The sequence below is a fragment of the Methanomassiliicoccales archaeon LGM-DZ1 genome (assembly GCA_030168595.1).
Lineage (GTDB): Archaea > Thermoplasmatota > Thermoplasmata > Methanomassiliicoccales > Methanomethylophilaceae > Methanomethylophilus.
The window spans coordinates 1,701,625-1,724,934 of the sequence record CP115556.1; the positions used below are offsets into that span (position 1 = coordinate 1,701,625).

The 23,310-nt window shown below is 61.3% G+C and carries 17 protein-coding genes, 1 tRNA gene and 1 pseudogene; 10 read left to right on the plus strand and 9 right to left on the minus strand.

Going from position 1 to position 23,310, the window contains the following annotated elements:
* Positions 1 to 5: 5 nt before the first annotated feature.
* The 6 genes and pseudogenes from O8W32_08395 (at position 6) to O8W32_08420 (ending at position 8,621) form a co-directional block, all read left to right on the plus strand.
* Positions 6 to 1,391 (plus strand): annotated as a pseudogene (locus O8W32_08395) (monomethylamine:corrinoid methyltransferase).
* 782 nt (positions 1,392 to 2,173) lie between these two features.
* Positions 2,174 to 3,001: a pyrrolysine--tRNA(Pyl) ligase large subunit gene (gene pylSc, locus O8W32_08400; protein ID WII09179.1), complete on the plus strand. Its 828-nt coding sequence runs from the start codon at positions 2,174 to 2,176 to the stop codon at positions 2,999 to 3,001.
* Between the two features lie 122 nt (positions 3,002 to 3,123).
* On the plus strand, positions 3,124 to 4,248 hold the full coding sequence (pylC, locus tag O8W32_08405; protein ID WII10053.1) for a 3-methylornithine--L-lysine ligase PylC: 1,125 nt from the start codon (positions 3,124 to 3,126) through the stop codon (positions 4,246 to 4,248).
* Positions 4,248 to 5,078 (plus strand): 3-methylornithyl-N6-L-lysine dehydrogenase PylD, encoded by an 831-nt coding sequence (pylD, locus tag O8W32_08410; protein ID WII09180.1) that lies wholly within the window; start codon positions 4,248 to 4,250, stop codon positions 5,076 to 5,078. The genes pylC and pylD overlap by 1 nt, the downstream gene beginning before the upstream one ends.
* 6 nt (positions 5,079 to 5,084) lie before the next feature.
* Positions 5,085 to 6,716: a methylamine methyltransferase corrinoid protein reductive activase gene (locus O8W32_08415; protein ID WII09181.1), complete on the plus strand. Its 1,632-nt coding sequence runs from the start codon at positions 5,085 to 5,087 to the stop codon at positions 6,714 to 6,716.
* 141 nt (positions 6,717 to 6,857) lie between these two features.
* Positions 6,858 to 8,621 (plus strand): DEAD/DEAH box helicase, encoded by a 1,764-nt coding sequence (locus O8W32_08420; protein WII09182.1) that lies wholly within the window; start codon positions 6,858 to 6,860, stop codon positions 8,619 to 8,621.
* An 87-nt stretch (positions 8,622 to 8,708) separates the two neighbouring features.
* Here O8W32_08420 and O8W32_08425 read toward each other — a convergent pair whose 3' ends face one another.
* From O8W32_08425 to O8W32_08450, 6 genes are all read right to left on the minus strand, one after another.
* Positions 8,709 to 10,661 (minus strand): VWA domain-containing protein, encoded by a 1,953-nt coding sequence (locus O8W32_08425; protein WII09183.1) that lies wholly within the window; start codon positions 10,659 to 10,661, stop codon positions 8,709 to 8,711.
* Positions 10,643 to 11,683 carry an ATP-binding protein gene (locus tag O8W32_08430; GenBank protein WII09184.1) on the minus strand — a complete coding sequence of 347 codons (1,041 nt, stop codon included), beginning with the start codon at positions 11,681 to 11,683 and terminating at the stop codon, positions 10,643 to 10,645. Before O8W32_08430 ends, O8W32_08425 begins: the two co-directional genes overlap by 19 nt.
* A 99-nt stretch (positions 11,684 to 11,782) precedes the next feature.
* The gene (locus O8W32_08435) at positions 11,783 to 12,472 is read right to left on the minus strand and encodes a hypothetical protein (protein WII09185.1); all 690 of its coding nucleotides are present in this window, start codon (positions 12,470 to 12,472) and stop codon (positions 11,783 to 11,785) included.
* Positions 12,473 to 12,697: 225 nt separating this feature from the next.
* Positions 12,698 to 13,930, minus strand: a complete 1,233-nt coding sequence (locus O8W32_08440; GenBank protein WII09186.1) for an ATP-binding protein — start codon at positions 13,928 to 13,930, stop codon at positions 12,698 to 12,700.
* A 273-nt stretch (positions 13,931 to 14,203) separates the two neighbouring features.
* A tRNA-Gly gene (locus O8W32_08445) sits at positions 14,204 to 14,276 on the minus strand.
* 83 nt (positions 14,277 to 14,359) lie between these two features.
* On the minus strand, positions 14,360 to 15,841 hold the full coding sequence (locus O8W32_08450) for a DUF1846 domain-containing protein (protein WII09187.1): 1,482 nt from the start codon (positions 15,839 to 15,841) through the stop codon (positions 14,360 to 14,362).
* A gap of 57 nt (positions 15,842 to 15,898) precedes the next feature.
* Between O8W32_08450 and ybaK the strand changes: the two genes are divergently transcribed.
* A complete protein-coding gene (gene ybaK, locus O8W32_08455; protein WII09188.1) occupies positions 15,899 to 16,405 on the plus strand; it encodes a Cys-tRNA(Pro) deacylase in 507 nt (168 codons plus the stop codon).
* A 16-nt stretch (positions 16,406 to 16,421) separates the two neighbouring features.
* Here ybaK and O8W32_08460 read toward each other — a convergent pair whose 3' ends face one another.
* Complete coding sequence (locus O8W32_08460) at positions 16,422 to 17,855, minus strand: DEAD/DEAH box helicase (protein WII09189.1); 1,434 nt, start codon at positions 17,853 to 17,855, stop codon at positions 16,422 to 16,424.
* 279 nt (positions 17,856 to 18,134) lie between these two features.
* Between O8W32_08460 and O8W32_08465 the strand changes: the two genes are divergently transcribed.
* From O8W32_08465 to O8W32_08475, 3 genes are read left to right on the plus strand one after another with little or no spacing between them, the layout of a single operon-like run.
* On the plus strand, positions 18,135 to 18,299 hold the full coding sequence (locus O8W32_08465) for a rubredoxin (GenBank protein WII09190.1): 165 nt from the start codon (positions 18,135 to 18,137) through the stop codon (positions 18,297 to 18,299).
* Between the two features lie 23 nt (positions 18,300 to 18,322).
* Positions 18,323 to 18,550, plus strand: a complete 228-nt coding sequence (locus O8W32_08470; protein ID WII10054.1) for a rubredoxin — start codon at positions 18,323 to 18,325, stop codon at positions 18,548 to 18,550.
* Between the two features lie 16 nt (positions 18,551 to 18,566).
* The gene (locus tag O8W32_08475) at positions 18,567 to 19,112 is read left to right on the plus strand and encodes a flavodoxin family protein (GenBank protein WII09191.1); all 546 of its coding nucleotides are present in this window, start codon (positions 18,567 to 18,569) and stop codon (positions 19,110 to 19,112) included.
* A 192-nt stretch (positions 19,113 to 19,304) separates the two neighbouring features.
* Here the strand turns inward: O8W32_08475 and O8W32_08480 are convergent, their stop codons facing one another.
* Positions 19,305 to 21,944 (minus strand): valine--tRNA ligase, encoded by a 2,640-nt coding sequence (locus O8W32_08480; protein WII09192.1) that lies wholly within the window; start codon positions 21,942 to 21,944, stop codon positions 19,305 to 19,307.
* Between the two features lie 141 nt (positions 21,945 to 22,085).
* Positions 22,086 to 23,267, minus strand: a complete 1,182-nt coding sequence (locus O8W32_08485; protein ID WII09193.1) for a CBS domain-containing protein — start codon at positions 23,265 to 23,267, stop codon at positions 22,086 to 22,088.
* Positions 23,268 to 23,310: the final 43 nt, after the last annotated feature.

The window sequence follows — 23,310 nt, forward strand, 5'->3', positions numbered from 1 at the left end:
TTAAAATGGCAGCAACCAGAGCGCTTTCTGTCTGCGACACCTACGACAGGTTCAAGAAGGGTAAGAAGGTCGACGAGTCCGAGTGGGACTACAGCATCATCCCCACCAACGCGACCGAGCTGAAGAACAAGTACAAGCTCGACTTCGGCAACACCTTCATCCCCGAGGACAATGAGGTCAAGAACGCCCTCTTCCAGGCTGGACTTGAGATGCTCGTCAACACCGGGTTCTACCTCAAGGACATGGGAAAGGTCATGCATGTGACCGAGGAGGAGGTCTGGGAGGGGATCAAGAAGACCCCGACCAAGCTCATTCTCGGTGAGGGCAGGGACATCGCCCGCTTCTACCCGAGGCACGGCAACAGCCCCGTGAAGCCCATCATCCAGGGAGGACCTACCGGATCCCCCATCTCCGAGGACGTGTTCGTGCAGGTCATGCAGTCCTACGCCCAGGAAGGCGTCGTCGACGACCTCGTCGACGGTGTCATGACGACCCTCGAGGGGCACCCCGCCAAGTCCGGAACTCCCTACGAGATCCGCGCCACCATGGCGGAGCTCCGCGCCACCAGGGAAGCGAGGGAGAGGGCCGGCCGTCCCGGACTGGGTGTCTAGGGACCCGAGACTCCGCTGACCGAGGCCGCCAGGCTCGCAGCGGACATGGTCCACGCAGGACACCGCGTCACCGACGCGCACGAGTGCTCCCAGCTGAACGAGCTCAAGATGGACATGACCGGCCTGAACATGCTGGCCGGATGGACCGTCAACGGCGACACCATCATGATCGAGCAGATGCCGATCTTCGGCGGATACTGCGGCGGCCTCGAGGAGACCGCGATCTGCGACGTCGCCACCACCCTCGCGTCCTTCGCCCTGTTCAACGGCAACTTCCACCTCGACGGACCTATCCACATCAGGTGGGGAACCACCACCAACAGGCAGTCCCTGCAGGTCGCTGCGCACGCCGCCGCGGCCATCGACAACAACACCGACCTGCTGCTGGCCAACCAGTACTACCCGATGGCGGGCCCCTGCACCGAGATGTGCCTCATCGAGACCGCCGTCCAGGCGATCAACGATACCGGCTCCGGAAGGGAGCTCCTCTCCGGATCCGCCGCCGCCAAGGGTGTCGTCCAGGACAAGACCACCGGAATGGAGGCCCGCGCCATGGGCGAGGCCGCCCTGACCGCCGCCGGAATGAAGGTGTCCGACCTCAACGAGATCATGAACACCCTCGTCTCCGAGTACGAGCAGCACTACAACGATGCTCCCGCCGGAAAGAGGTTCCAGGAGTGCTACGACGTCAAGACCGTCAAGCCCACCGAGGAGTACCTCCAGGTCTACGACCAGGCGATGCAGCACCTCCGCGACGCCGGACTCCCCATCAAGCACTGATCGGGAAGCTGCTAAACACAGGGGGCTCCGGCCTCCTGCTATTTATTTCTCCCGCGGGCCGCGCCAGCGGCCCGTACCTTACCATGCCTTATCCGTAGGCATCCTTTTCCAACAGAACAGAGTTGCATATACAATGGCTGCATCGAGACCTCTCGACGTGTTCGAGGCCTTCACCCGCTTCTCAGAGGGGAAGAAGACCAGGGAGGACCAGTGGACTACGTCACCGTTCCTACGAATGCGCTCCGCATGAAAGAGAAGTCCCATGTTCGGAGGGTACTGCGGCGGGATAGAGGAGACCGCCATCTGCGATGTCGCCTCGACCCTCGCGTCGTTCACCATCCTGGGCACGGACATCCATCTCGACGGCCCCGTCCATATCAGATGGCGTCGCCGCGTCGAAAGGCGTGGTCAAGGACCGCGGGACGGGCATGGAGGCCCCTGATGGGCGAGTCGGCCATCGCCTCGGCAGGCATGGACATAGAGCGCGCCAACAGGGTGATCGACAACATTGTCTCCCTCTACGAGAACAGCTACGCGCATTCGCCGTCCGGGAAGCCCTGTGGGGGACGCGGGCTCGAACAGCGGGTCTATGATCCCGCCCTGCCGGGACGCATGCCCGCATACCGATGGATGCCATCTGGGAAATCTTTATACTCGTTGGATTGGATTACACTCCTGCGTGGGGGACGATCCGGCGATCAGCGGGTCTCTAAAACCTAGCCAGCGGGGATCGACACCCCGGTCTCTCGCCACTTTCATTTGATATTTCGGGGTAATTCCAGATGGCGGAACATTTTACCGATGCGCAGATCCAGCGGCTGAGGGAGTACGGGAACGGCACTTACAAGGACATGGAGTTCGCGGACGTTTCCGCCAGGGAGAAAGCGTTCACCAAGCTCATGTCCGACGCCTCCAGGGACAACGAGTCCGCGCTGAAGGGCATGATCGCCCATCCCGCCAGGCAGGGCCTGAGCCAGCTCATGAACGACATCGCCGACGCCCTCGTCGCCGACGGGTTCATCGAGGTCCGCACCCCTATCATCATCTCCAAGGACGCGCTCGCCAAGATGACGATCACCCCTGACAAGCCCCTGTTCAAGCAGGTTTTCTGGATAGATGACAAGAGGGCCCTCAGGCCCATGCTCGCTCCCAGCCTGTACACCGTCATGAGGTCCCTCCGCGACCATACGGACGGGCCTGTCAAGATCTTCGAGATGGGATCTTGCTTCAGGAAGGAGTCCCACAGCGGCATGCACCTGGAGGAGTTCACGATGCTGAACCTCGTCGACATGGGCCCGGCAGGCGACGCGACGGAGTCCCTCAAGAAGTACATAGCGATCGTCATGAAGGCCGCCGGCCTTCCCGACTACCAGCTCGTCCACGAGGAGTCCGACGTCTACAAGGAGACCATCGATGTCGAGATCGGCGGCCAGGAGGTCTGCTCGGCCGCCGTCGGGCCGCATTACCTCGATGCCGCCCACGATGTCCATGAGCCGTGGGCGGGTGCCGGCTTCGGCCTCGAGCGCCTGCTCACCATAAGGCAGGGGTACAGCACCGTCATGAAGGGCGGGGCCAGCACGACCTACCTGAACGGCGCCAAGATGGACTGACCGAACATGTGCGCAATCCCGTTCATCTGAGATGCGGTTCATACGGGTGCCGAGGCACAAGGCCATGGATTCCAGGGGGCAGTAGACTGAAACTAGGTATTATCGGAGGCGCGCTTCAGGGCATCGAGGCGGCCTATCTCGCGCAGAAGGCCGGATATGAGACTTTGGTCCTGGACAGGCGGGAGGATGCTCCCGCCCGTTCCATCGCGGACGGCTCGGTCACGGTAGATGTGGCCAAGGACCCGGAGAAGGCCGCGAAGGCGCTCGGGGACTGCGATGCCGTCATACCGGCGCTCGAGGAGATGGACGCCCTCGAGAGCCTTGAGAAGATAAAGAAAGGATTCTCGGGCCCGTACCTTTTCGATATGGACGCCTACCGGATCTCGTCCTCCAAGCTGAGGTCCAATGAGATCATGGGGAAGTTCGGGGTCCCCATGCCCAAACCGTGGCCGGAATGCGGCTACCCCGTGATCGTCAAGCCGTCGTCCCAGAGCGGGTCCGTCGGCGTCTCCGAGGTCGAGAACGACGAGCAGATGAAGGCGGCGCTGGAGAAGGTGTCCGCGCTGCACGACGAGCCGGTCATCCAGGAGTTCGTCCACGGGAAGAGCCTGTCCGTCGAGGCCATAGGGGACGGGGAGAAGGCCAGGGCCTACATCACCACCCAGGTGGTCCTCGACAGCGGCTACGACTGCAAGCAGGTCATCTGCGAGCCGGGGATCCTCGGCCCGGAGGCCGACAAACGGTTCGGGGAATGCATCAGGATGACCGCCGAGGACATGCATCTCTGCGGCCTGATGGACATGGAGGCCATCGGCGGCGATGCGGGGTTCAAGGTGCTCGAGATCGATGCGAGGATACCCAGCCAGACCCCGGCATGCATACTGGCCGGGACCGGCATCAACCTCCTGAAGGAGCTCTACCTGGCCCTTTCCGGCAAGGGCTCCGACCCGGTGAGGAGACCCGGAGCATCCTCGTACGAGCATTTCTACATCGACGGGGCGCGCATGTACACCACCGGGGAGAAGGCGTTCTCCCACGTGGACCATCCGCGCATCGAGAAGGGGCTGTTCGGCTCCGACGAGATGATCACCGATTACGCCCCCGGGAAGTCCCGCTGGCACGCAACCATGATCACGTCCGGGAAGGACAGGGAGGACGTCTTCTGGAAGAGGAAGGATGCCATCGCCCGCATCATGGACGAGTGCGGCATCGAGGAGTTCATCGACGGCTCCCCGGAGGTGGTCTGATGACCAGGCTGACCCCGAAGATGATCTCCGGCCTGTCCGGAGAGCTGAGCGACATCGACAAGATGCTGATCCGCGACACCGGGATGGACCTCAGGACGCTGGGGTTCAGGGCGGTCGGCGTGGACCCCTCGAAGGTCGACGTCTCCGAATACCGGGCGGCGGCGGTGCCCATCACCTCCGGGCTCGGCATCATCAGCAAGTTCTCCCGGAGCGTCGCCGACATCGTCTCCGCCATGGGCATCGAGTGCACCGTCACGGAGCACACCGACGTCTGGGGCTTCGGCGATGCCCTCGACCTCGGCGCGGACATCATCCTGATGGCCGATGACGAGCAATACATGGCATACAGCGTCGCCGCCGGGAAGTACGCCAACAACTCGTACTGCACGGCGGCCGGGTACGTGGAGGCACTCTGCGGCGCCGCGGGAGGCCTGAAAGGAAAAGATGTGCTGGTCCGCGGGGCCGGAAGGGTCGGAGGCAACATGGTGGCCATGCTCAGGAAGCTGGGCGCCAGGGTCACCGTGGCCGACATCCTCCCCGACCGGGCGTCCGCGGTGGCGTACGCCAATCCGGGCACCATAGTGGCCACGGACATCGACGCATCGACGAGGAAGGCCGACCTCATACTCAATGCGTCCCCCACGCCCATACCGGGGGACCAGATCAAGGAGGGTGCCATAGTCTCGACGCCGGGCATCCCCCACGTTTACGACGAGGAGACGCTCGCCAAAGCGGAGTTCATCCACGACCCGCTGGCGATCGGCACCGCGCCGATGGTGGCCCAGGCCATCTCTTTCTCGCTGGGCAAGGACTGTTTCCTGCAGGAGTGAATCGATTTGACAGAATACGGAATCGCATTGGATATAGGAACGAGCGGCCTGCGCGCGCAGGCCATCGACCTCGGGACCGGGGAGACCGTGGGGACCGCCATCACGCAGAGGCACCCCATCCCCGGGATGAACGTCATCGACCACGTCAACTTCGCCATCAAATCGGGCGAGGATGTGGCCAACCGCCTGCTGGTGGACTGCGCGAACCAGCTCTTCGCGTCCCTGGGCATCGACCTGTCCAAGGTGAAGAGGATAGGCGTCTGCGGGAACACCTTCCAGATGTCCCTGTTCCAGAACATCGAGATCAGGGACCTGGCCTACGCCGGGCAGAACATGCTCAAGGACCTCGGCGTCGTGCCCCCGAAGAGGGACGGCGCGGTCATCAATGCCAGGAGCATGGGCATCAAGGGCGTCGCCGAGGACACCGTCGTCATCATACCGCCGGCGGTCAGGCACGAGATCGGGGCGGATGCCATCGCCATGCTGCTGATCACCGGCGTCGCCGACGCCAAGGAGCCCACCCTGGTCGTGGACTACGGGACCAACGCCGAGATGGCGCTCATCTGCGGCGACGGCAGGATCATCACCGGGTCCGCGGCCGCCGGCCCCGCCATGGAGGGCCAGGAGATCGAGCGCGGGATGCTCGCCGCCCCCGGCGCCATCTCCGACGTGGACATCGTTGAGGACGGGTGGAAGTGCACCGTCCTCGACAGCTCCATGATCGACAGGGAAGGGGACACCGTAGACCCGATGGACGGGCGCACCGTGAGGAAGGGCGAGGAGGAGGCCATCGGCATCACCGGGACCGGCACCGTCGCCGCCCTCTACGACGGCATCAAATCCGGGATCATCCCCACATGCCCCAACATCAACACCCCCGACGGGAAGCTCCACCTGATGAACGGCATCAACATCACATCGCACGATGTCGATGAGGCCGGGAAGGCCATCGGCGCCATGCGCGCAGGGTTCCTGACCCTCCTGCACGAGGCCGGCATGTGGACCGGCGACGTCAAGACCGCGTACATGTCGGGCGCCTCCGGCCTCTATGTCGATGCGGTCAAGGCCCTCGGGCTCGGCATGGTCGTCCCGGGCGCGACCCATCTGATCCAGTTCGGCAACACCTCCATCGAGATGGCCCGCAGGATCGCCATGGGGACCATCGACATGGAGTTCCTGAAGCAGTTCGCCCAGAAGCTCAAGGCCACCCACTGCATGTTCGCGACCTCGGAGACCTTCAAGCAGATCTACTCCATCGAGTACTCCGTCTGGTGCACCGGCATGCCGATGTCCATGTACGACGAGATGCTCGGGATTTACAACCTGCCTCCCCTGGGCAAGCCCTCCGAGAACGTATCGGTCGAGAGGAAATGCATGACCGATCTCCCGGACACCGACAAGTGCCCGGTGAAGGTCATCGAGTCCGGTACCTTCCTGACCGCCCGCATCGACGGCTGCATCTACTGCAGGAAGTGCATGAAGGAATGCCCCGAGAAGGCCCTCACCATCGTGAAGGGCCCCTCCGGGTGCAGCTTCCGCGTGGACTCCGCCCGCTGCGGAGGCACGGCGTGCCGCCGCTGCGAGCGCGCCTGCCCTCAGAAGGTCCTGCACCTCGACGGCGGCAAGCCGACGGCCTGAACTGCATGGTCCGCAGGGACGGCCTATGCCGTCCCCCGACAAAGAATATAAATGGGTTTTCGATAAACCTAAACAGGAACTAACTTAGCCCGGGGCTTCCCGGGTTTCTTTATTTTCTATCTTCCAGCGAAAGTGAATGAAATGACAGAAGGCAAGTTTGAGGACCTAGGCATCTCGGACGCAGTTCTGAGAGCCGTCAGGTCCGTAGGATGGGAGGTCCCCACCCCTGTGCAGTCTGCCGCGATCCCCGCCGAGATGAAAGGCGATGACATTCTGGCCCTCGCCCAGACGGGAACCGGCAAGACCGGGGCATACGGCGCCGCCATCCTGAGCAAAACCGAGCCGAACGGGAAAGACCCGTCGGCCCTGGTTCTCGTGCCTACAAGGGAGCTTGCGACGCAGGTATCCGATCAGCTGAACGCTCTGTCGAAGTTCAGCGGACACAGGTGCATCCCCGTCTACGGCGGGGTCAACATCGAGAACCAGGTCAAGGAACTGAGCAAAGGGGCCGATGTGGTCATCGCCACCCCCGGGAGGCTCAAGGACCTCCTGGAGAGGAAGACCGTGTCCCTCAATTCGGTGCGCATCGTCGTGCTCGACGAGGCCGACCGCATGCTCGACATGGGGTTCGCCCCCAGCGTGAACATGATCCTCTCCAAGGTGCCCAAGGATAGGCAGACCCTGATGTTCTCGGCGACCATGAACGAGGAGGTCAAGAAGCTCGCCGTCAAGCATATGATAAACCACAGGGAGATCGAGATCTCCCCGGACGAGCCTACCGTGGACCTCACCGCGCAGTACTTCATCAGGACGACCCGCGATTCCAAGCGCGAGGAGCTGGCCCGCCTGATCGACGAAGGCAGCAAGATCATGGTGTTCTGCCGCACCAAGCGCAAGGTGGACTACCTCTCCAGGAAGCTCAAGCGCGACGATTACGTCGTCGGCGCCATCCACGGCGACATGCCGCAGAACAAGAGGGAGAAGACCCTCAGGGCGTTCGAGGACGGGGACCTCAGGGTGCTCATCGCCTCCGATGTGGCGGCCAGGGGCTTCGATGTCCCGGACGTCGACCTGGTGGTGAACTTCGATATCCCCGCCGAGGTGGAGACCTATATCCACCGCATCGGCAGGACGGGACGCGCCGGCAGGAACGGACGCGCCATCACCTTCGTCAACAGCGACGACGAGGAGATGCTGGCCAAGATCGAGAAGGCCATCGGCAGGAGGATCGTCGAGATAAAGCCGACCTCCAAGCTCTACTACGAGGCGCCTGAGGCGCCCAAGGATGACAGCAGGACCCCCAAGAAGAAGGCCAAGGCCGAGAAGCGCAGGGTCTCGGCGCTGAAAGCGGCTGCCGAGGCCGCCATCAAGGCCGCCCAGGAATCCGGCGACCCGGAGATGAAGGCGACCGGGCGCACCCTGAAGGGCCAGCTCGACCGCGGCAGGAAGTCCAGGTCGGAGGAGGCATCCTCCGCGCCCGCCGGCAGGCAGAAAGGGGCCAAAGGCAGGGCCGGGAAGCCCCAGGACGGACGCCAGCAGGCCCAGCAGAGGCCTCAGAACGGCAAGCCCCAGATTCCGAGGCCGCAGGGCGTCCCCGCGCACCCCAAGGTGCTCCACAAGTACGTCAAGATCGACCGCGCCGCCCCGCCCGAGAAGGACATGTCCTTCGACAGGCTGGAGATATCCGTGGGCTCCGACGACGGCATAGACCAGGACAAGCTCCTCGCCTTCGTCCTGAAGACCGCCGGGATCCGCCGCGAGGACGTCGGGAATATCCACGTCTACAACAGCAAGTCCAGGGTTCAGGTCGTCAGGTGGAGGTCCCAGGAGGTCGTCGACGAGCTCTTCGGGCACACCGTCAACGGCCGCCGCGTGATGGTTTCGAACCTTTCCGACAAGCAGTGAAAGGAGAAGGCCGGGGCGGAAGCCCCGGCCGATCTAAACTGTTTTCCGAGTGTTGTGTTTCTGTGGATTCAGAGCGGGGCTTCCCGCTCACTCCTCTTCCTCGAAGCGCCCGGTCAGGTCGTCTATGTAGATGTACCGGCCCTTCAGCATGTCCGCGAGCTTCTGGGCGTAGTTTATCCTGCGGTGCCTCGGGCCGTTGTCTATGATGACCCACTCGGTGTTCGGGACCTTGATGGTCGCGACTATCTTCTTCAGCTCGGCCCACGGCTCTCCCTTGAGGGCAGGTATGTCGGGGGACCCGTCGGTGATCATTATGACGTAGCATTTCTGCTCCGGGTTCTTGCGCGTGTAATTGCGCATGTACTTGTCGAGGGTCATCATCGCCTGTCCCAGAGGCGTCGATCCTCCGGTGACGGTCTTGGAGAGGGCGTCGAAGATGGCCTCCACGTTGCGGGTGAACGGCACCGCGAGGTTGACGAGGTGCTGCCCGAAGGTGAGCAGGGCGACCCGGTCGCGGCGGACGTATCCGTCCTCCAGCATGGCGCGGACGGCTTTCATCGCCTCCTCGAGCATCCCGGTGTTGTCCAGGGAGCCGCTGACATCCACGGCGAACATGAACGAGCAGACGCTCTGCCTTATGCGGATGTTCTCGCGGATATCGCGGTTCTCTATGACCACGCTGAGGCCGTTGGGCTTCCTGGTCTTCTGATGGGGCGCCGCGGCGCGGATGGTCGGCACGATGGCCGGGTCCGAGGTCTTCCCCTCGGGGATGCGGAACCCGTGGGCGCGGCCGTTGCGGTCCCCGCTCTCGGCGCCCCTCGGTATCTGCCCGACGACGTTCCTGAGGCTGATGGTCTCGATGCGGTCGATCTCCGCGAGGTTGTTCTGCACATCGTCGAGGAGCAGGGTCATGACGTCCACATCGGGGATCGGGCCGTCATCGTCCTCTTCCTCATCCGATGATTCCTTCTCCGGTTTCGAGCCGTCCCCGTCGGCCTTGATCGCCTCTTCCTCGGCCTCCTTCAGGATCTCCTCGCTGTCGGTGTCGAGCTCTCCCGACTTCTCCATCCTGGCGACCTCGGCGATCTCCTCCGCGGAGATCTCCTGCTCGTCATCGTCGGCATCGGGGGCGGCGTCATCGCTGTCATCTCCGCCGAGGCCCAGTTCCCTCTTCCCGACGGCCGGGAGCTTGGGGTTCCTTCTGTGGAGGAGGCACATGACCGAGGCGTCGCGGATGTCGTCGGCGGTTATCCTGTCCCTGCCGTCGAGGGCGGCGAGGTCCCTCGCGACCCTGGCGCAGGCTATGTCGCCGCGGTGCCCGACGGCGTTCATCTTCTTGCAGACGGTGACGATGTCGTATATGTCGCGGCGGGTGATCTTTATGCCGGGGATCAGTTCCCTGGCCCTCGCAATCCTCTCGGCCGTTCTCCTGTCATCTTCGGAGAAGCGGGAAGCGAAGCCCTCCGGGTCCTTGCGGAAGGCGAGGTCGCTCTCGATGATGTCCGCCCTCGTCTGCGCATCGCTGTCCGCGAGGGTCGAGATGCAGATCTCGAAGCGGTCGGCGACCGAATCGGGGAGGTCCTTCTCCGCAGGGTTCATGGTCGCCACTACTGAGGTCCTCAGGGGATACTCGGCGGAGACGCCTTCCCTCTCTACCTCGACGCGCCCGGATTCGACGGCGCCCATCACGGCGTCCGCCGTGCGGGTGTCAAGGAGGTTTATGTTGTCGATGCAGAGGATGTTCCCGTCGGCGCGGCCGAGGATGCCCTCCTTGAGGTCGGTCCTGCCGTCCCCTATGGCCTTCTCGAGGTCCATCCCGCCGAATATGTCCTCATCGCCGGCGCCCGCCGGGAGATTGACGATGTCCCGGCCGGATATGCCGGAGAGGGAACGCACGAGCACGCTCTTGGCGGTGCCGGAAGGCCCTTTGATGAGGACCCCGCACAGGCTGTCGTCCGCCAGGAGGCACATCAGGGCGCGTTTGGCGGCGGTTTCGCCGCTGACGGCCGAGAACGGGTACTTCAGAGGTCCTGGAGACATTTGTGCACGTCGCTGATGTCGTAGTCGGGGGTTCTGTCGAACGGCTTCTTCTTCAGCCTGTGGCTCAGGACCAGGGGGGCGACCGCCTCGAGGTCGTCCTTGGTGACCTCGGTCCTGCCCTCGAAGGCCGCATTGGCCCTGGCGGAGCGGATCATGGTGATGTCAGCCCTGTGCCCTTCCATCTTGAAGTAGATGGAGAGGTAGGCCGCGGCCTCGATGAGCTTCCTGTCCGTCTTCACGCTTCCGAGCAGCTTCCTGGCGTTCGCGATGCTCTCGGCTATGCGCTTGGTCTCGTCGGCGTACCTGGCGGTGAACCCGGCAGGATCGCTGTCGAACTCCAGCCTTCTGGAGACGACGTCGGCGCGCTCGCCCATGTCCTTCTCGCCGACGACATCGACCGACATGCCGAACCTGTCCAGCAGCTGGGGCCTCAGGTCCCCTTCCTCGGGGTTCATGGACCCAACCAGGACGAACCTGGCGGGGTGGGTGAAGGACACGCCCTCCCTCTCCACATAGTTCACGCCCATGGCCGCGGAGTCCAGGAGCATGTCTACGATGTAGTCTTCGAGCAGGTTGATCTCGTCGACGTAGAGTATGTTGCCGTTGGCGCTCGCGAGGATACCGGGCTCGAACTTCTTCTTCCCGGTCTGCAGGACAGACTCGAGGTCCAGCGTGCCTGCGATCCTGTCCTCCGTCGCCGACAGGGGGAGCTCCTGCACGGTCATGGGGACCTGAACGGTCTCGGGGGCCTCCTTCCCCGGGCCGTACTTCTCGGCGCAGTAGGGGCAGTACCTCTCGGGGCGGGCGGGGTCGCATCCGAACGGGCATCCCTTTATGACCGTCCGCGGCGGGAGGACCTGCTCGAGAGCGCGGACCGTGGTGGATTTGGCGGTCCCTTTCTCCCCCTTGATGAGGACCCCGCCGATGCCGGGGTCGATTACGTTCAGGAGGAGGGCCCTTTTCATCTGGTCCTGTCCGACGATGGCCGCGAACGGGAACATGCTGGAATGCCTGGTTGCCATTGTATCGGGATGCGGACAGGGAAGCACTGATAAAAGGCATTCGGCACAATCCCCGTTAATTGGTTTTGATTAAGATGTTTAGGGCGTCCCGGGAAGCGCTCAGTCGCTCGGTTCGTACTTGGGGACCTTGGAGAGCGATGACTTCACGACGGCAGCCATGACGATCATCCAGAAGACCCCGAAGCCGATGAGGACGGCCCCGCCTATCTCCCCGACGAAGATGCCGAGCGCGATGCAGATGAGGCCCCACAGCAGGCCGAAGCCTCCGATGGAGTAGATCATGATCTTGTTGTCGTCTTGGACGTTGTCCGCGACCTCTTTGAGGACGGCAATGTAGTCCTCCTCGGTGAAGTACTCGCCTTTGCCCTTCTTCCTGGCCGCCGCCAGGTCGGTCTTGACGGTGCGGGTGATCTTCTTGGTCTTCAGCAGGGTGACGGCGGCATCGAGGAACATGGCGTCCGCCATGTCCGGGACCCTCTCCTTGGCCTTGGCGGCGTAGCCGTCGAGCCTGGGGTCGTACACGATATGGTCGCCCTCGTGGTCGAAGAGCATCTTCCTGGCGCTCTTGATGGCCTCGACGCCTTCCCACGCCTGCTTGTCGGCATCGTTCTTCTTGGTGATGTCGAAGGTGTGGCCGCAGTACTGGCAGGTGGCCTTGGTGTGCGCCGCGTTCAGAACGCAGGTGCCGCCGCAGTATGGGCACCTGGTCTCCTCGATCCTGCGCTCATCACCCTCGGGCCCTTCCTTCTGCGGAGCGGTTCCCTCGGTCTTCGGTGTATCGCTGGTCATGATACTGCCTTCCTGGGTGCCCGATGTTAAATTGGATAAATAACCGTATTGCCGTGCTGGAATAATCGGGAATCGAAATCATACCGGTGCTTTTGTTAGATGCCCATTGCAGTCGTTCATCTTCAGTCTGTCTGAGAATCGCTGGAAAGCATTTCTCTGAACTGACAGAAACAGTTCGGTTCTGTACACCTTCCTTCGGACAGGATCACGAACAGGCCTGTGCTTTTACACTGACTTTTCCTTCTCACCATTGATCCTGCCTCCATTGCGGCTTCTGTCTATGACTGGGACTGCCCCGAATCTTCCAGCCAGATAATTGGCTGTGAACCGAAGGTCGGACCTGACATTGAAATCAAGGAGGGAGTATAGCGAAGTGGCTCCGATGTTCGGGTCCCTGGCAGTGAGCCAAATCTGATCGCGCCTCATGTTGGTTCTGTCGGGTATCGCTGCATCATGGGTCGTGAATATCAATTGGGCGCCGTTCGCGTTATCAGCTGGGTTTGTGAACAGGCTGATGAGATAATCCACAATGGCCGGGTGGAGATGCTTCTCTATCTCATCAATGATGACGGCTTTGCCTTTTTTCAGTGCATCCAACCAATATGGGATGAGGCTTAACAAACGTATAGTTCCGTCTGATTCCTCATCTTCGCTGAGTTCATGGGTCCTTTCTCCCTCGGAACCGCGGATTATGTGTGTTATGCCCAGCATTTTCACAGTTACGATGTCTGTGCCAGCGCTCCTGATGCGTAATCCTTTCTCAATCTCCCGGATATCGGATATTCCGATATCCGCTGCGGACAGCATCTTCACAACTTCTTCTTTCAGTTCCAAGATCTTTTCATTCGATGCATGAGTCTGGCTATTAACAATCACGAGGCTGTCTGCAATCCAATCAAATGGAATTTTCGTTACAGGGATCTGGAACTGGGAGCATTTGGACAGGAACAGCGAATTGGGGTTCACCAGGTCTTTTATCATCTCCATCCTGGCTCTGTCTGTTTTCGATGTGTTCGGGAAATCTATTTTCTGGCCGCTGCGCCGGAAAACGATCTTGCTCTTGCATCTCAGGGTCTCCTCCTCTATATGATCCTCGAGGACAGAGAAAGAGTACGCATATTCCATGCCGTTCGATATGAACCTGATTTTGAATTCGGAGGATCTGGGTTTCGCATTGTCGCAGAAGGCGAATCCAGGGCAGGAGATCGGTTTCTTTTCCGAGTAGTTTCCTGAATCCAGTACCATTTTTCTCAAGAAATCGATCGCCTCAATGACGGCACTCTTCCCGGATGCGTTTGCTCCGAATATGCCTACAGTCGGAAGGCAGACTTCTTTCCCGTTCTTTATCAGAGATTCTTTGTTCCTGCGGTCTTTGGTATATGCTTCCATTGAGAGCGTGCATTCGTCTCTGATCGAACGGTAGTTAGAGACAGTGAAATCCAAGAGCAATTCAATCACCAAAACGATTCAAACGCTTAATCAGGAAGATAAATGGCATATCTCAAACAAAATGGTTGTTTTAAAACGCAATCTTCGTTTGATAAGCATTTTTGGATTCGCATGCTGTCACTCTAAAGACATTTCGATTCAAAAAGCGACCCGCCGATCCACAATCGCAACAACGAGATGCAAGGAGAAGCTTGAGGACAGCGATTAGGATGCAACTGCACAAAAAGACCGCCGTATCTGCGCGGTTTATGCAGATTCAGGGAGATTGAAGTAAAGGATGAGTGCGGAAGCCGGGATTCGAACCCGAGTTCTAACCTTGGCAAGGTTAAGTGATAACCAACTACACTACTTCCACAGCTGGCTTCCACATCTGCTTAATGGATTTAAAGCTTTTGAAGGCCAGCCGGGGCGGGCCCAGGTGTGCCAGATGCCCCGATGTCAGTTCTGGTACAGGAGGCGGTCCCTGAGCACCGGCTCGCTGGTGACGTTTATGCCGAGCTTCCTGAGGACCGATACGTCCTGCGGATAGAGTATGACCGAACCGTGCAGGTCGCAGCCCCTGAGCCTGCCCAGCTTGGAGAACGCCCTGGCGGACTCCTCGGATCCCTCGGAGCATATGGAGAGCGCCACCAGCATCTCGTCCGCGCGGAGCTTCGGGTCCGTCCTGAGGACGTTCTTCTTCAGCCCTTCCACCCGTTTCAGGACCTCCGGGGGGATGGGGTTGAAGCTCCCGTCCACCCCCGCGAAGACCTTCACGGAGTTCAGGAGCACGGCGGACACCGATGACAGGTCCCCGGTCGCCATCCCGGTGACCACCGTCCCGTCCGGGAGCTCGATGCCGGCTATCGATGCCCCGGTCTCGGACGCCCTCCTCCTGACCTCGCGGTAGAGGAGGAAGCTTTCCGGCGAGGTCTCCGCCTTCTTCATCAGGAGGTCGATCCTGGAGACCGTGGCCGCGGTCGCCTTCCCGTTGAGATGGTCGGCTGCCGCATGGAAGTAGCGCCTGACGATCTCCCTCCTGGACGCTTCTGATACGGCCTTGTCGTCGACGATGCAGAACCCGACGGTGTTGATGCCCATGTCCGTGGGGGACCTGTAGGGGGATTCGCCCATCACTCCGTCAAGAATGGTCTTGAGGACAGGGAACGCCTCGATGTCGCGGTTGTAGTTGATCGCGCTCTTCCCGTACGCCTCCATGTGGAACGGGTCGATCATGTTGACGTCGCCCAGATCGGCCGTGGCCGCCTCGTAGGCGAGGTTGATCGGATGGTTCAGCGGGAGGTTCCAGACCGGGAAGGTCTCGAACTTCGCGTATCCGGACTTGATGCCCCGCTTGCCGTCCTGGTATATCTGGGACAGGCACACTGCCATCTTCCCGCTGCCCGGCCCGGGGCCGGTCACGAGCACGATGGGCATCTCCGTCTGCACGTAGTCGTTCTTCCCGTACCCTTCGTCGCTCACTATGAGCGGGGTGTTCGTCGGGTAACCGGGGATGGGGTGGTGGAAGCTGACGTTCATGCCCCTGTCCTTCAGCAGCCCGGCGAACTTGTCGGCCGCCGGCTGTCCGGTGTACATGGTGAGGACGAAGGTGTCCGCTTTGATCCCGTATCCGCGGTAGAGGTCGGCCATGCGGAGGGCCTCGAGGTCATAGGTGATGCCGATGTCCCCGCGGACCTTGCTCTTCTCGATGTCGTTGCAGTTCACGCAGATGACCGCTTCGAGCTCGTCCTTCATGGTGGACAGCATGCGGATCTTGCTGTCGGGCTCGAATCCGGGCAGTATGCGCGCCGCATGGTAGTCGTCGAAGATCTTGCCCCCGATCTCCATGTAGAGCTTCCCGCCGAACCTGCCCAGTCTGTCCCTGATCTCCTGGGACTGCAGCCTGGCGTATTTCTCGCCGTCGAAACCGATTCTGCTCATGTGAAACGACCTGGGATGGCTGAACGGCGATAAATCCCCATCGGGGCCTTCCGGGGAATGTCAATAAAGAAATGGGCGGAGATGCTTGCCCCCCGCATGGACAAGACCAATCCCATGCGCATCCTCGACCGCGCGGGCGTGGCATACGAGGTCAGGGATTACACAGCGACGGGCGCGGTGTCCGGCCCCGATGTAGCCGCCGCCCTGGGCGAGGACCCTTCCGAGGCCTTCAAGACGCTCGTGACCCGCGGCAAGTCCGACAGGATGTACGTGTTCGTCCTGCCTGTCGCGAAGGAGCTCGACCTGAAGAAGGCCGCCGTCTCGGTGGGCGAGAAATCTGTCGAGATGCTGAAATCGAAGGAACTGCTGCCATCCACCGGGTACGTCCATGGGGGATGCTCTCCCCTGGGAATGAGGAGGCCGCTGAGGACCGTCGTGGATTCCTCGATATCCTCATTGAACAGGATGTACTTCAGCGCGGGGCGCATCGGGCTGCAGATCTGCATGGACCCGAAGGACCTGCCGAAGGTCCTGGAATTCGCCGTGGCGGACCTCTGCCGCTGAATGGGAGGCGGGGGCCTCAGTCATCCCTTTCGATGACCCAGACCTTCACCCTGCGGCTCTTGAACTCGGTCTTGGGAACATCCTTGAGCATGCGGTTCCCGAAATCGCGGTGGACCTCGACCACCGAGGAGTCCCTGCCGATCTCGATCTTCCCGATGGCGGCGTCGATGATGTGCCCCGATCTCATGATGAAATCGGCGAGCGCAACCTTCCCGGCCCCGTCGGCCTTCCCGATGTCTATGCCGAACTTCACCATGCCGAACGGGTCGGAGAGCTGGTCGTAATCGACGACCTTCCGGATGGTGTCCTTCGAACCTTCCTCGGCCTCAGGGACCTCCCTCTTCTCGATCTTCAGGCCGTCGACGCGGCGTTCGAACTCGCGGATGAGGTGCTCCTCCTCCGAGGTGACGAACGACACGGCGGTGCCTTCCCTGCCGGCCCTCCCGGTCCTGCCGATCCTGTGGATGTAGGTGTGCAGCTCCTCGGGCATGTCGTAGTTGATCACGTAGTTTATGTCGTCGATGTCCAGGCCCCTGGCGGCGACGTCGGTCGCTATCAGGAGGTCGGTCTTGCCCTCCCTGAAGTCGTCCACGGCGCGCTCCCTGTGCCCCTGGCCCATGGACCCGTGGAGGGCGACGACCTTGTAGCCGTGCTCCTGCAGCCTCTCCTCCAGGGTGTCCACCATCTTGATGGTCTGGCAGAAGATCAGCGCCTTGGGCTTGTCGATGTCGATGATCCTGGTGAGGGCCCAGGACTTGTTCCTCCTCCCGACGGAGATGTAGTACTGCCTGATGTTGTCGAGGACTATCTCGTCCTTGGAGACGTCGATCTCCTTGGGCTTCTTCATGTAGTCGGAGGCGAGGTTCTTGATGTCCTCCGGCATGGTGGCGGAGAACATCATCATCTGCCTGTCCTTCGGGCAGGCGTTGAAGATATACTCGATGTCATCGATGAACCCCATGTCGAGCATCCTGTCGGATTCGTCCATGACGATGACCTTTATGCCGGAGAGGTCGAGGTACTCCCTGTCGATGAGGTCCCTCACCCTCCCGGGGGTGCCGGCTATGACATCGGCGCCCTGCTCGAGCTCGTCCACCTGCTTCTCGATCTTAGCGCGGCCGTCGGAGCCTCCGTAGATGGGGACGCAGACGTGGCCGCTGTACTTCGCCATCGCCGTCAGGTCGTCGGCCACCTGGATGGCGAGCTCCCTGGTGGGCTCGAGGACGATTGCTCCGGGCTTGGAACCTCCCGGCTCGGTGACCGAGAGGATGACGGTCCCGAAGGCTCCCGTCTTGCCGGTGCCGGTCTGGGCCTGCGCTATGATGTCGCGGCCCTCCATGCCGGCGGGTATGGCCTCCTCCTGGATCGGCGTAGGGGCGTCCCATTTCATATCGGCTAGGGCTTTGGCGACATCCTCGGACACTCCGAGGTCGAGAAACTTGGAATCCATATGTTCAGCTCCGGTAATCAGCCTGCGACGGCCGCAGACAAGCTCTGTTATCGGTTCGGGATAGTTTCGGGGCTCATAAAAACGTATCCCAGCAGGCCGATGGTTAAGTGACATGGAGATTATTATATATGACGGGACGGACGCGGCGGTATCTGGCACATGCGGATCGTTTGGCTCGGTCAGTTCAGGAGTCCGGGACGGCCGCAATATCCTGGAGGAACAAGGCCTGCCTTCCGGGATTCAAAATCAATATAACGGTCCCGTACCGTTAAGGGGCCTATGGCGAAGTACGAGTGCACTCTGTGCGGATACATTTACGACGAGGAAGCGGGGATCCCCGCCGACGGGATACCGGCAGGGACCAGATTCGAGGACCTCCCGGACGACTGGGTCTGTCCCGATTGCGGCGCCGGCAAGGACATGTTCAAGAAGATCGAAGAGTGAACATGTCGAAATACGTCTGCACTATGTGCGGTTTCGCATACCGCGAGGAAAGGGGGTTCGCCCCTTCCGGGTTCCCTCCAGGCATGCCCTGGTCCGATGTCCCGGACGATTGGAAATGCCCCATGTGCGGGTCGCCGAAGAACATCTTCCGCCTGTACTCGGACGAGCGTTTCGAGCGATCCCGGAACATAGTATCCGCCGGTATCCTTACGCCTATCATCCAGCAATGGACTGCTTCAAATACCGCGTAACCGATTACCGGACACTATGTCTGTCATAGCTATCGTTTCCAGCCCCCAGATCGGTGCGAACACCGACATGATGGTCCAGGCGGCCGCCGAGGGAGTCAAATCCGTCGGGAAGGACGTCAAGATCTACTACATCAACAAGATGAAGAACGCCCGCCCCTGCCAGGCCTGCGATTTCTGCAAGGCCAAAGGCCAGGGATGCGCTGTCAAGGACGACATCAAGGAGGTCCTCGATGCTATCATCGACTCCGACGGCGTTATCCTCTCCGTTCCTGTGTACTTCGGACAGCCCTGCGCTCAGTACAGGATGTTCGAGGACAGGCTCTACAGCTACCTCAAGGGAGACTTCAGCTCCATCTGCGCCCCCAAGAAGTTCGCCGTCTTCACCGCCGCAGGCACTGCCGGCGCCGACACCCTCGCCGACGAGATCGAGAAGAGGATGACCGGATTCTTCAAGTTCGAGTGCATCGGAAAGGTCTCGGCCATCACCAAGAACGACAAGAAGGCCGTCGAGAACAACGCCGACATCAAGGCCCAGTGCAAGGCCATCGGCGCCAAGTTCTGATCGGATAAACGCTTTCACGGGAGGGGTTTCCCCTCCCCGGTTTATTTTACATTGATGCTGTGTCCGGATGGTCCGGTCCGGCAGATCTCCGATACGATTTCGGAAGAAGACCCAGATGCCCGCCGAAGGCAGGCATCGCATGGTAAAAGGACAGATGCCGGAAGGCCGGGTCTCTCCCCGGCCCAGGGCATCTCACTGCTCGATGACGAGCAGCGCGTCCCCGCACTGGACGGTGGAGACCTCCCTTCCGTCCAGCGAGAGGGATTTCCTGACCTCGAAGAACTCGGGGCCGATATCCACCTTCTCCCCTCCGACGTCCAGGGAGACGTTCCCGGCGGCGATCTGGGAGGCAAGGGATTCGGGGTCGGCGGCAGTTATGGCCGCGGCGATCGCCTTCGCTTTGTCCTTGAACGCCGGGCCGAGCTTGGCGTAGACCGGCTTCACGGAGGCGACCTTCTCGACCAGGTCGGCCTTCTCGGCGACGGTCAGCCTGGCGGCCCTCGCTCCCTGCCTGATATCCTCCTCGGACATCCTGTAGAGGGCGGAATCTCCGCCGACGATCTCGAGGCCGGAGATCTCGGCCCCGACAGCGATCTTCCTCTCGGCCTTCCAGGCGCGCACGGCGGCGACGAACTCGGCGGCGGCATCGCCGGCCCTGACCGCGGTCTCGTCTGCCTCTCCGGGGACAGGCCAGGAGGTGACGTGGATGGAGACAGCGCCGTCGAACTTCTGATAGATGTTCTGGTAGACGTCCTCGGTGACGTGCGGCATGAACGGCGCCAGCATCTTGATCGAGTCGAGGAAGACCTTGTACAGGGTGTAGACGACGGCATCGTCCTCCCTGCCCTTGACCATCTCGACATAGTCGTCGGCGAACACGTGCCAGATGAACTCCTCGACGCGCTTCATCGCCTTGTCGAACTGGTACTCCTCGAAGAACGAGGTGACGTCGGCGAGGGTCTTGGAGAGCCTTCCGAGGATCCAGAGGTCGGCCGTCCTCAGCGACGCCGGCCTGGCCGGAGCGAAGGTCAGCTTCTCGAAGTACCTGGAGACGAACTGTCCCAGGTTGTAGACCTTGATGCAGATCTTCTTCCCGCGGATGACGTCCTTCTCCCTGAAGGCATGGTCGATGCCGAGGGAGCAGTTGGCCGCGTAGTAGCGGAGGGCGTCGGCGCCGTACTTCTCCAGGATAGGGACGGGGTCGATGACGTTCCCGGCGGAGGTGTGCATCGGGGTCCCGTCGGGGGCCATGATGAACCCGTGGATCATGATGTTCTTCCAGGGGATGGCATGCTCGATCTGCTCCGTCCTGAGGATGGAGTAGAACGCCCAGGTCCTGATGATGTCGTGGCTCTGGGGCCTGAGGGTCATGGGGAAGAGCTTCTTGTGGAGCTCGGGGTCCCTCTCCCAGTAGGTGTTGTAGAGGCAGGACCCGGATGAGTCCATCCAGGTGTCGAAGACATCGGTGCAGCCGACGAACTCGGTGCAGCCGCACTTGGGGCACTTGTCGACCGGGGCCTTGTCGATCGTCGGGTCGACGTACTTCCTGGCCTGCTCCTCGGTGGCGCAGACGGGGCAGCCGCACTTGGCGCATTCCCAGATGGGGACGGGGGTGGCGAAGATCCTCTGCCTGGAGAGGACCCAGTCCCATTCCAGGGACTTGGTCCAGTCTTCGAGCCTGACCTTCATGAAGTCCGGGAACCAGTTGATCTCCGACGCCCTCTTGAGGATGGCATCCTTGAACGCGGTGGTCTTCAGGAACCACTGGGGAACCTGCAGGAACTCGATGGGGGTCTTGCACCTCCAGCAGACGGAGACCTGCTGGGGGTTGTCCTCCTGCTTCACGAGGACGCCCATGGCCTTCAGGTCCTCGATGGCCGCGGCCCTGGCCTCGGCGACCGGCATGCCCGCGTACTTCCCGGCGAGCTGGGTCATCTTCCCTTCCTCGTCGATGCCCTTCTCGAGCTCGAGGTGGTACTTCATGATCCACTCGAGGTCGGCCTTGTCGCCGATGGTGCAGATCATCACGTTCCCGGTGCCGTACTTCATGTCGACCTTGGGGTCGGAGATGACCTTGACGTGCCTGCCGTAGATGGGGGTGATAAGCTCTTTGCCGACGTACTTCGAGTTGACCGGGTCGGCGGGGTTGACGGCGACCACCTTGCAGGTGCACAGCAGCTCCGGGCGGGTGGTGGCGATCATCATGTGCTCGCCGCTGGGCTTCCCGTCGGGGCCGGCGATGTCGAACTTCAGGTAGTTCAGCTTGTTGACGTTGTCCTTGTAGTCGACCTCGGCATCGGCCAGGGCGGTGCCGCAGCGGGGGCACCAGTTGACCGGGAAGTTGGCCTTGTAGACCAGCCCCATGTTGTAGAGCTTGACGAAGGACAGCTGGGTGATGCTGCGGTAGTAGGGGGCGTCGGTCTGGTAGTAGATCGACGGGTCCATGCTCTCGCCGAGCATCTCGAAGTCGTGGGTCATCTTGGCGATGTACCCGTTGGCCCAGTCGGAGCAGAGCTTGCGGTACTCCTGGCGGGGGAGGGACTTCTTGGTGATGCCGTACTTCTTCTCGACGCGGACCTCGATGGGGGTCCCGTTGACGTCGAAGCAGAGGGGGAAGAAGACGTTGTCCCCCTTCATGCGGTGATAGCGCGCCGCGAAGTCGATCAGGGAGTATCCGGTAGCATGACCCAGATGCAGGTCTCCGGAGGTGTACCTGGGGGGGTTGTCGATGCTGAAGACCGGCCTGTCGGACTTCGGGTCGAAGCGGTAGACGGCCTTCTCCTTCCACATCTCCTCCCATTTTTTCTCGATAACGGAGGAATCGTATGCCATGGTAACGTTGGCGTGTAGATACCCAGAGTATAAATAGGAAACTAAAACGGCGGCGGAAAGGGTTTGACAGGGGCGCCGGGCGGGTAAAGATGCCCAGCGCCCGCCGAGCCTCCGGCGGTTGCCGGAGAATCGGTCCTGCGTTCAGGACTTCGTCTTCTTGCGGCGGGAGACGTGGCTGTCCTTCTCGTCCTTGACCTGGGACCCGAGGGCCTGCACGAGGTCCTTGTTGGTCTGGATGAGGTCCCAGCCGACCGCCTTGGAGTTGTAGGTCCTGCCGGAGATGAAGAGCTTGCCGATGAGGCTGTACTTCTTCTTGTCCCCGCTCTCGTTGTAGCGGGTGACGTGGATGGTCAGCGACTCGGGCTTGTGGATCTTGCTGACCTTGGACATCTCGTTCCCGATGTCCTCGTACATGGCCTCGGCGTAGATCTTGTCCTCTTCCTCCAGGCCGCTGATCTGCACGTAGAGCTGGTCCCTCTCGCGGCAGGCCGAGATCATCTCGATGATGTCGTACTCGGTCAGTATGCCCACCATCTCGTCCTTGTCGAGCACCGGCAGGGTGGAGATGTGCTTCTCGGCCATGAGGTCCGCGGCCACATGCATGTCATCCTCCCAGTCGACGGTCACCACAGCGGTGACAGCGACGGACTGCACGGGGATCTGGGTCTTCGCGTCGTTGGTCCCGACGCCCCTCTCCCCGGCCTTCCAGCCGTTCTCGATGATCTCGTTCATGCCGACGACGCCGACCAGCCTGCCGGCGGAGTTGACGACCGGCATGGTCCTGATGTCGAGGCGTCTCATGGTGTCGACGGCGTCCGAGAGCATGGCGGTGTCCTTGACGTACTCGACGGGAGTGGTCATGATCTCCCATACCTTCACGTCCTGCAGGGACTTGGTCTTCGCGGCTATCCCTATGAGCGCCGTCCTGGTGACTACGCCGATGACCTTCTTGCCGGTGACGACGGCCAGCTGCCTGCAGTTGTTGGTGACCATCGTCTCTGCGATCTTCGTGATCTCGTCTTCGTTATCCATGGCCGGAAGGCTCGACACCAGGGACCTGAGCTTGGTATCCGGGCTCGCGCTCTTCTTCCTGAGGATGACCGAGTAGCGGATCATCCCGCCGTAGATGCCCCCGTCGATGATGGGTATTTCCTGGTAACCAGTCTTGCGCATCAGAGTGAGCGCATCGGACACGGTGTTGTCGGGACTCAGCGTCGGGAAGTCCGCAGTCATGATGTCGGTGACGGGCACGGCATCGATCTGAGACTTCAGCATCGAGAGCTTCTTGAGATCTTCGAGATCCTTGATTCCCACTTTTCTCACCGATGTGGATATCGGAATGCACTGCTATAAAAGTAACACATCC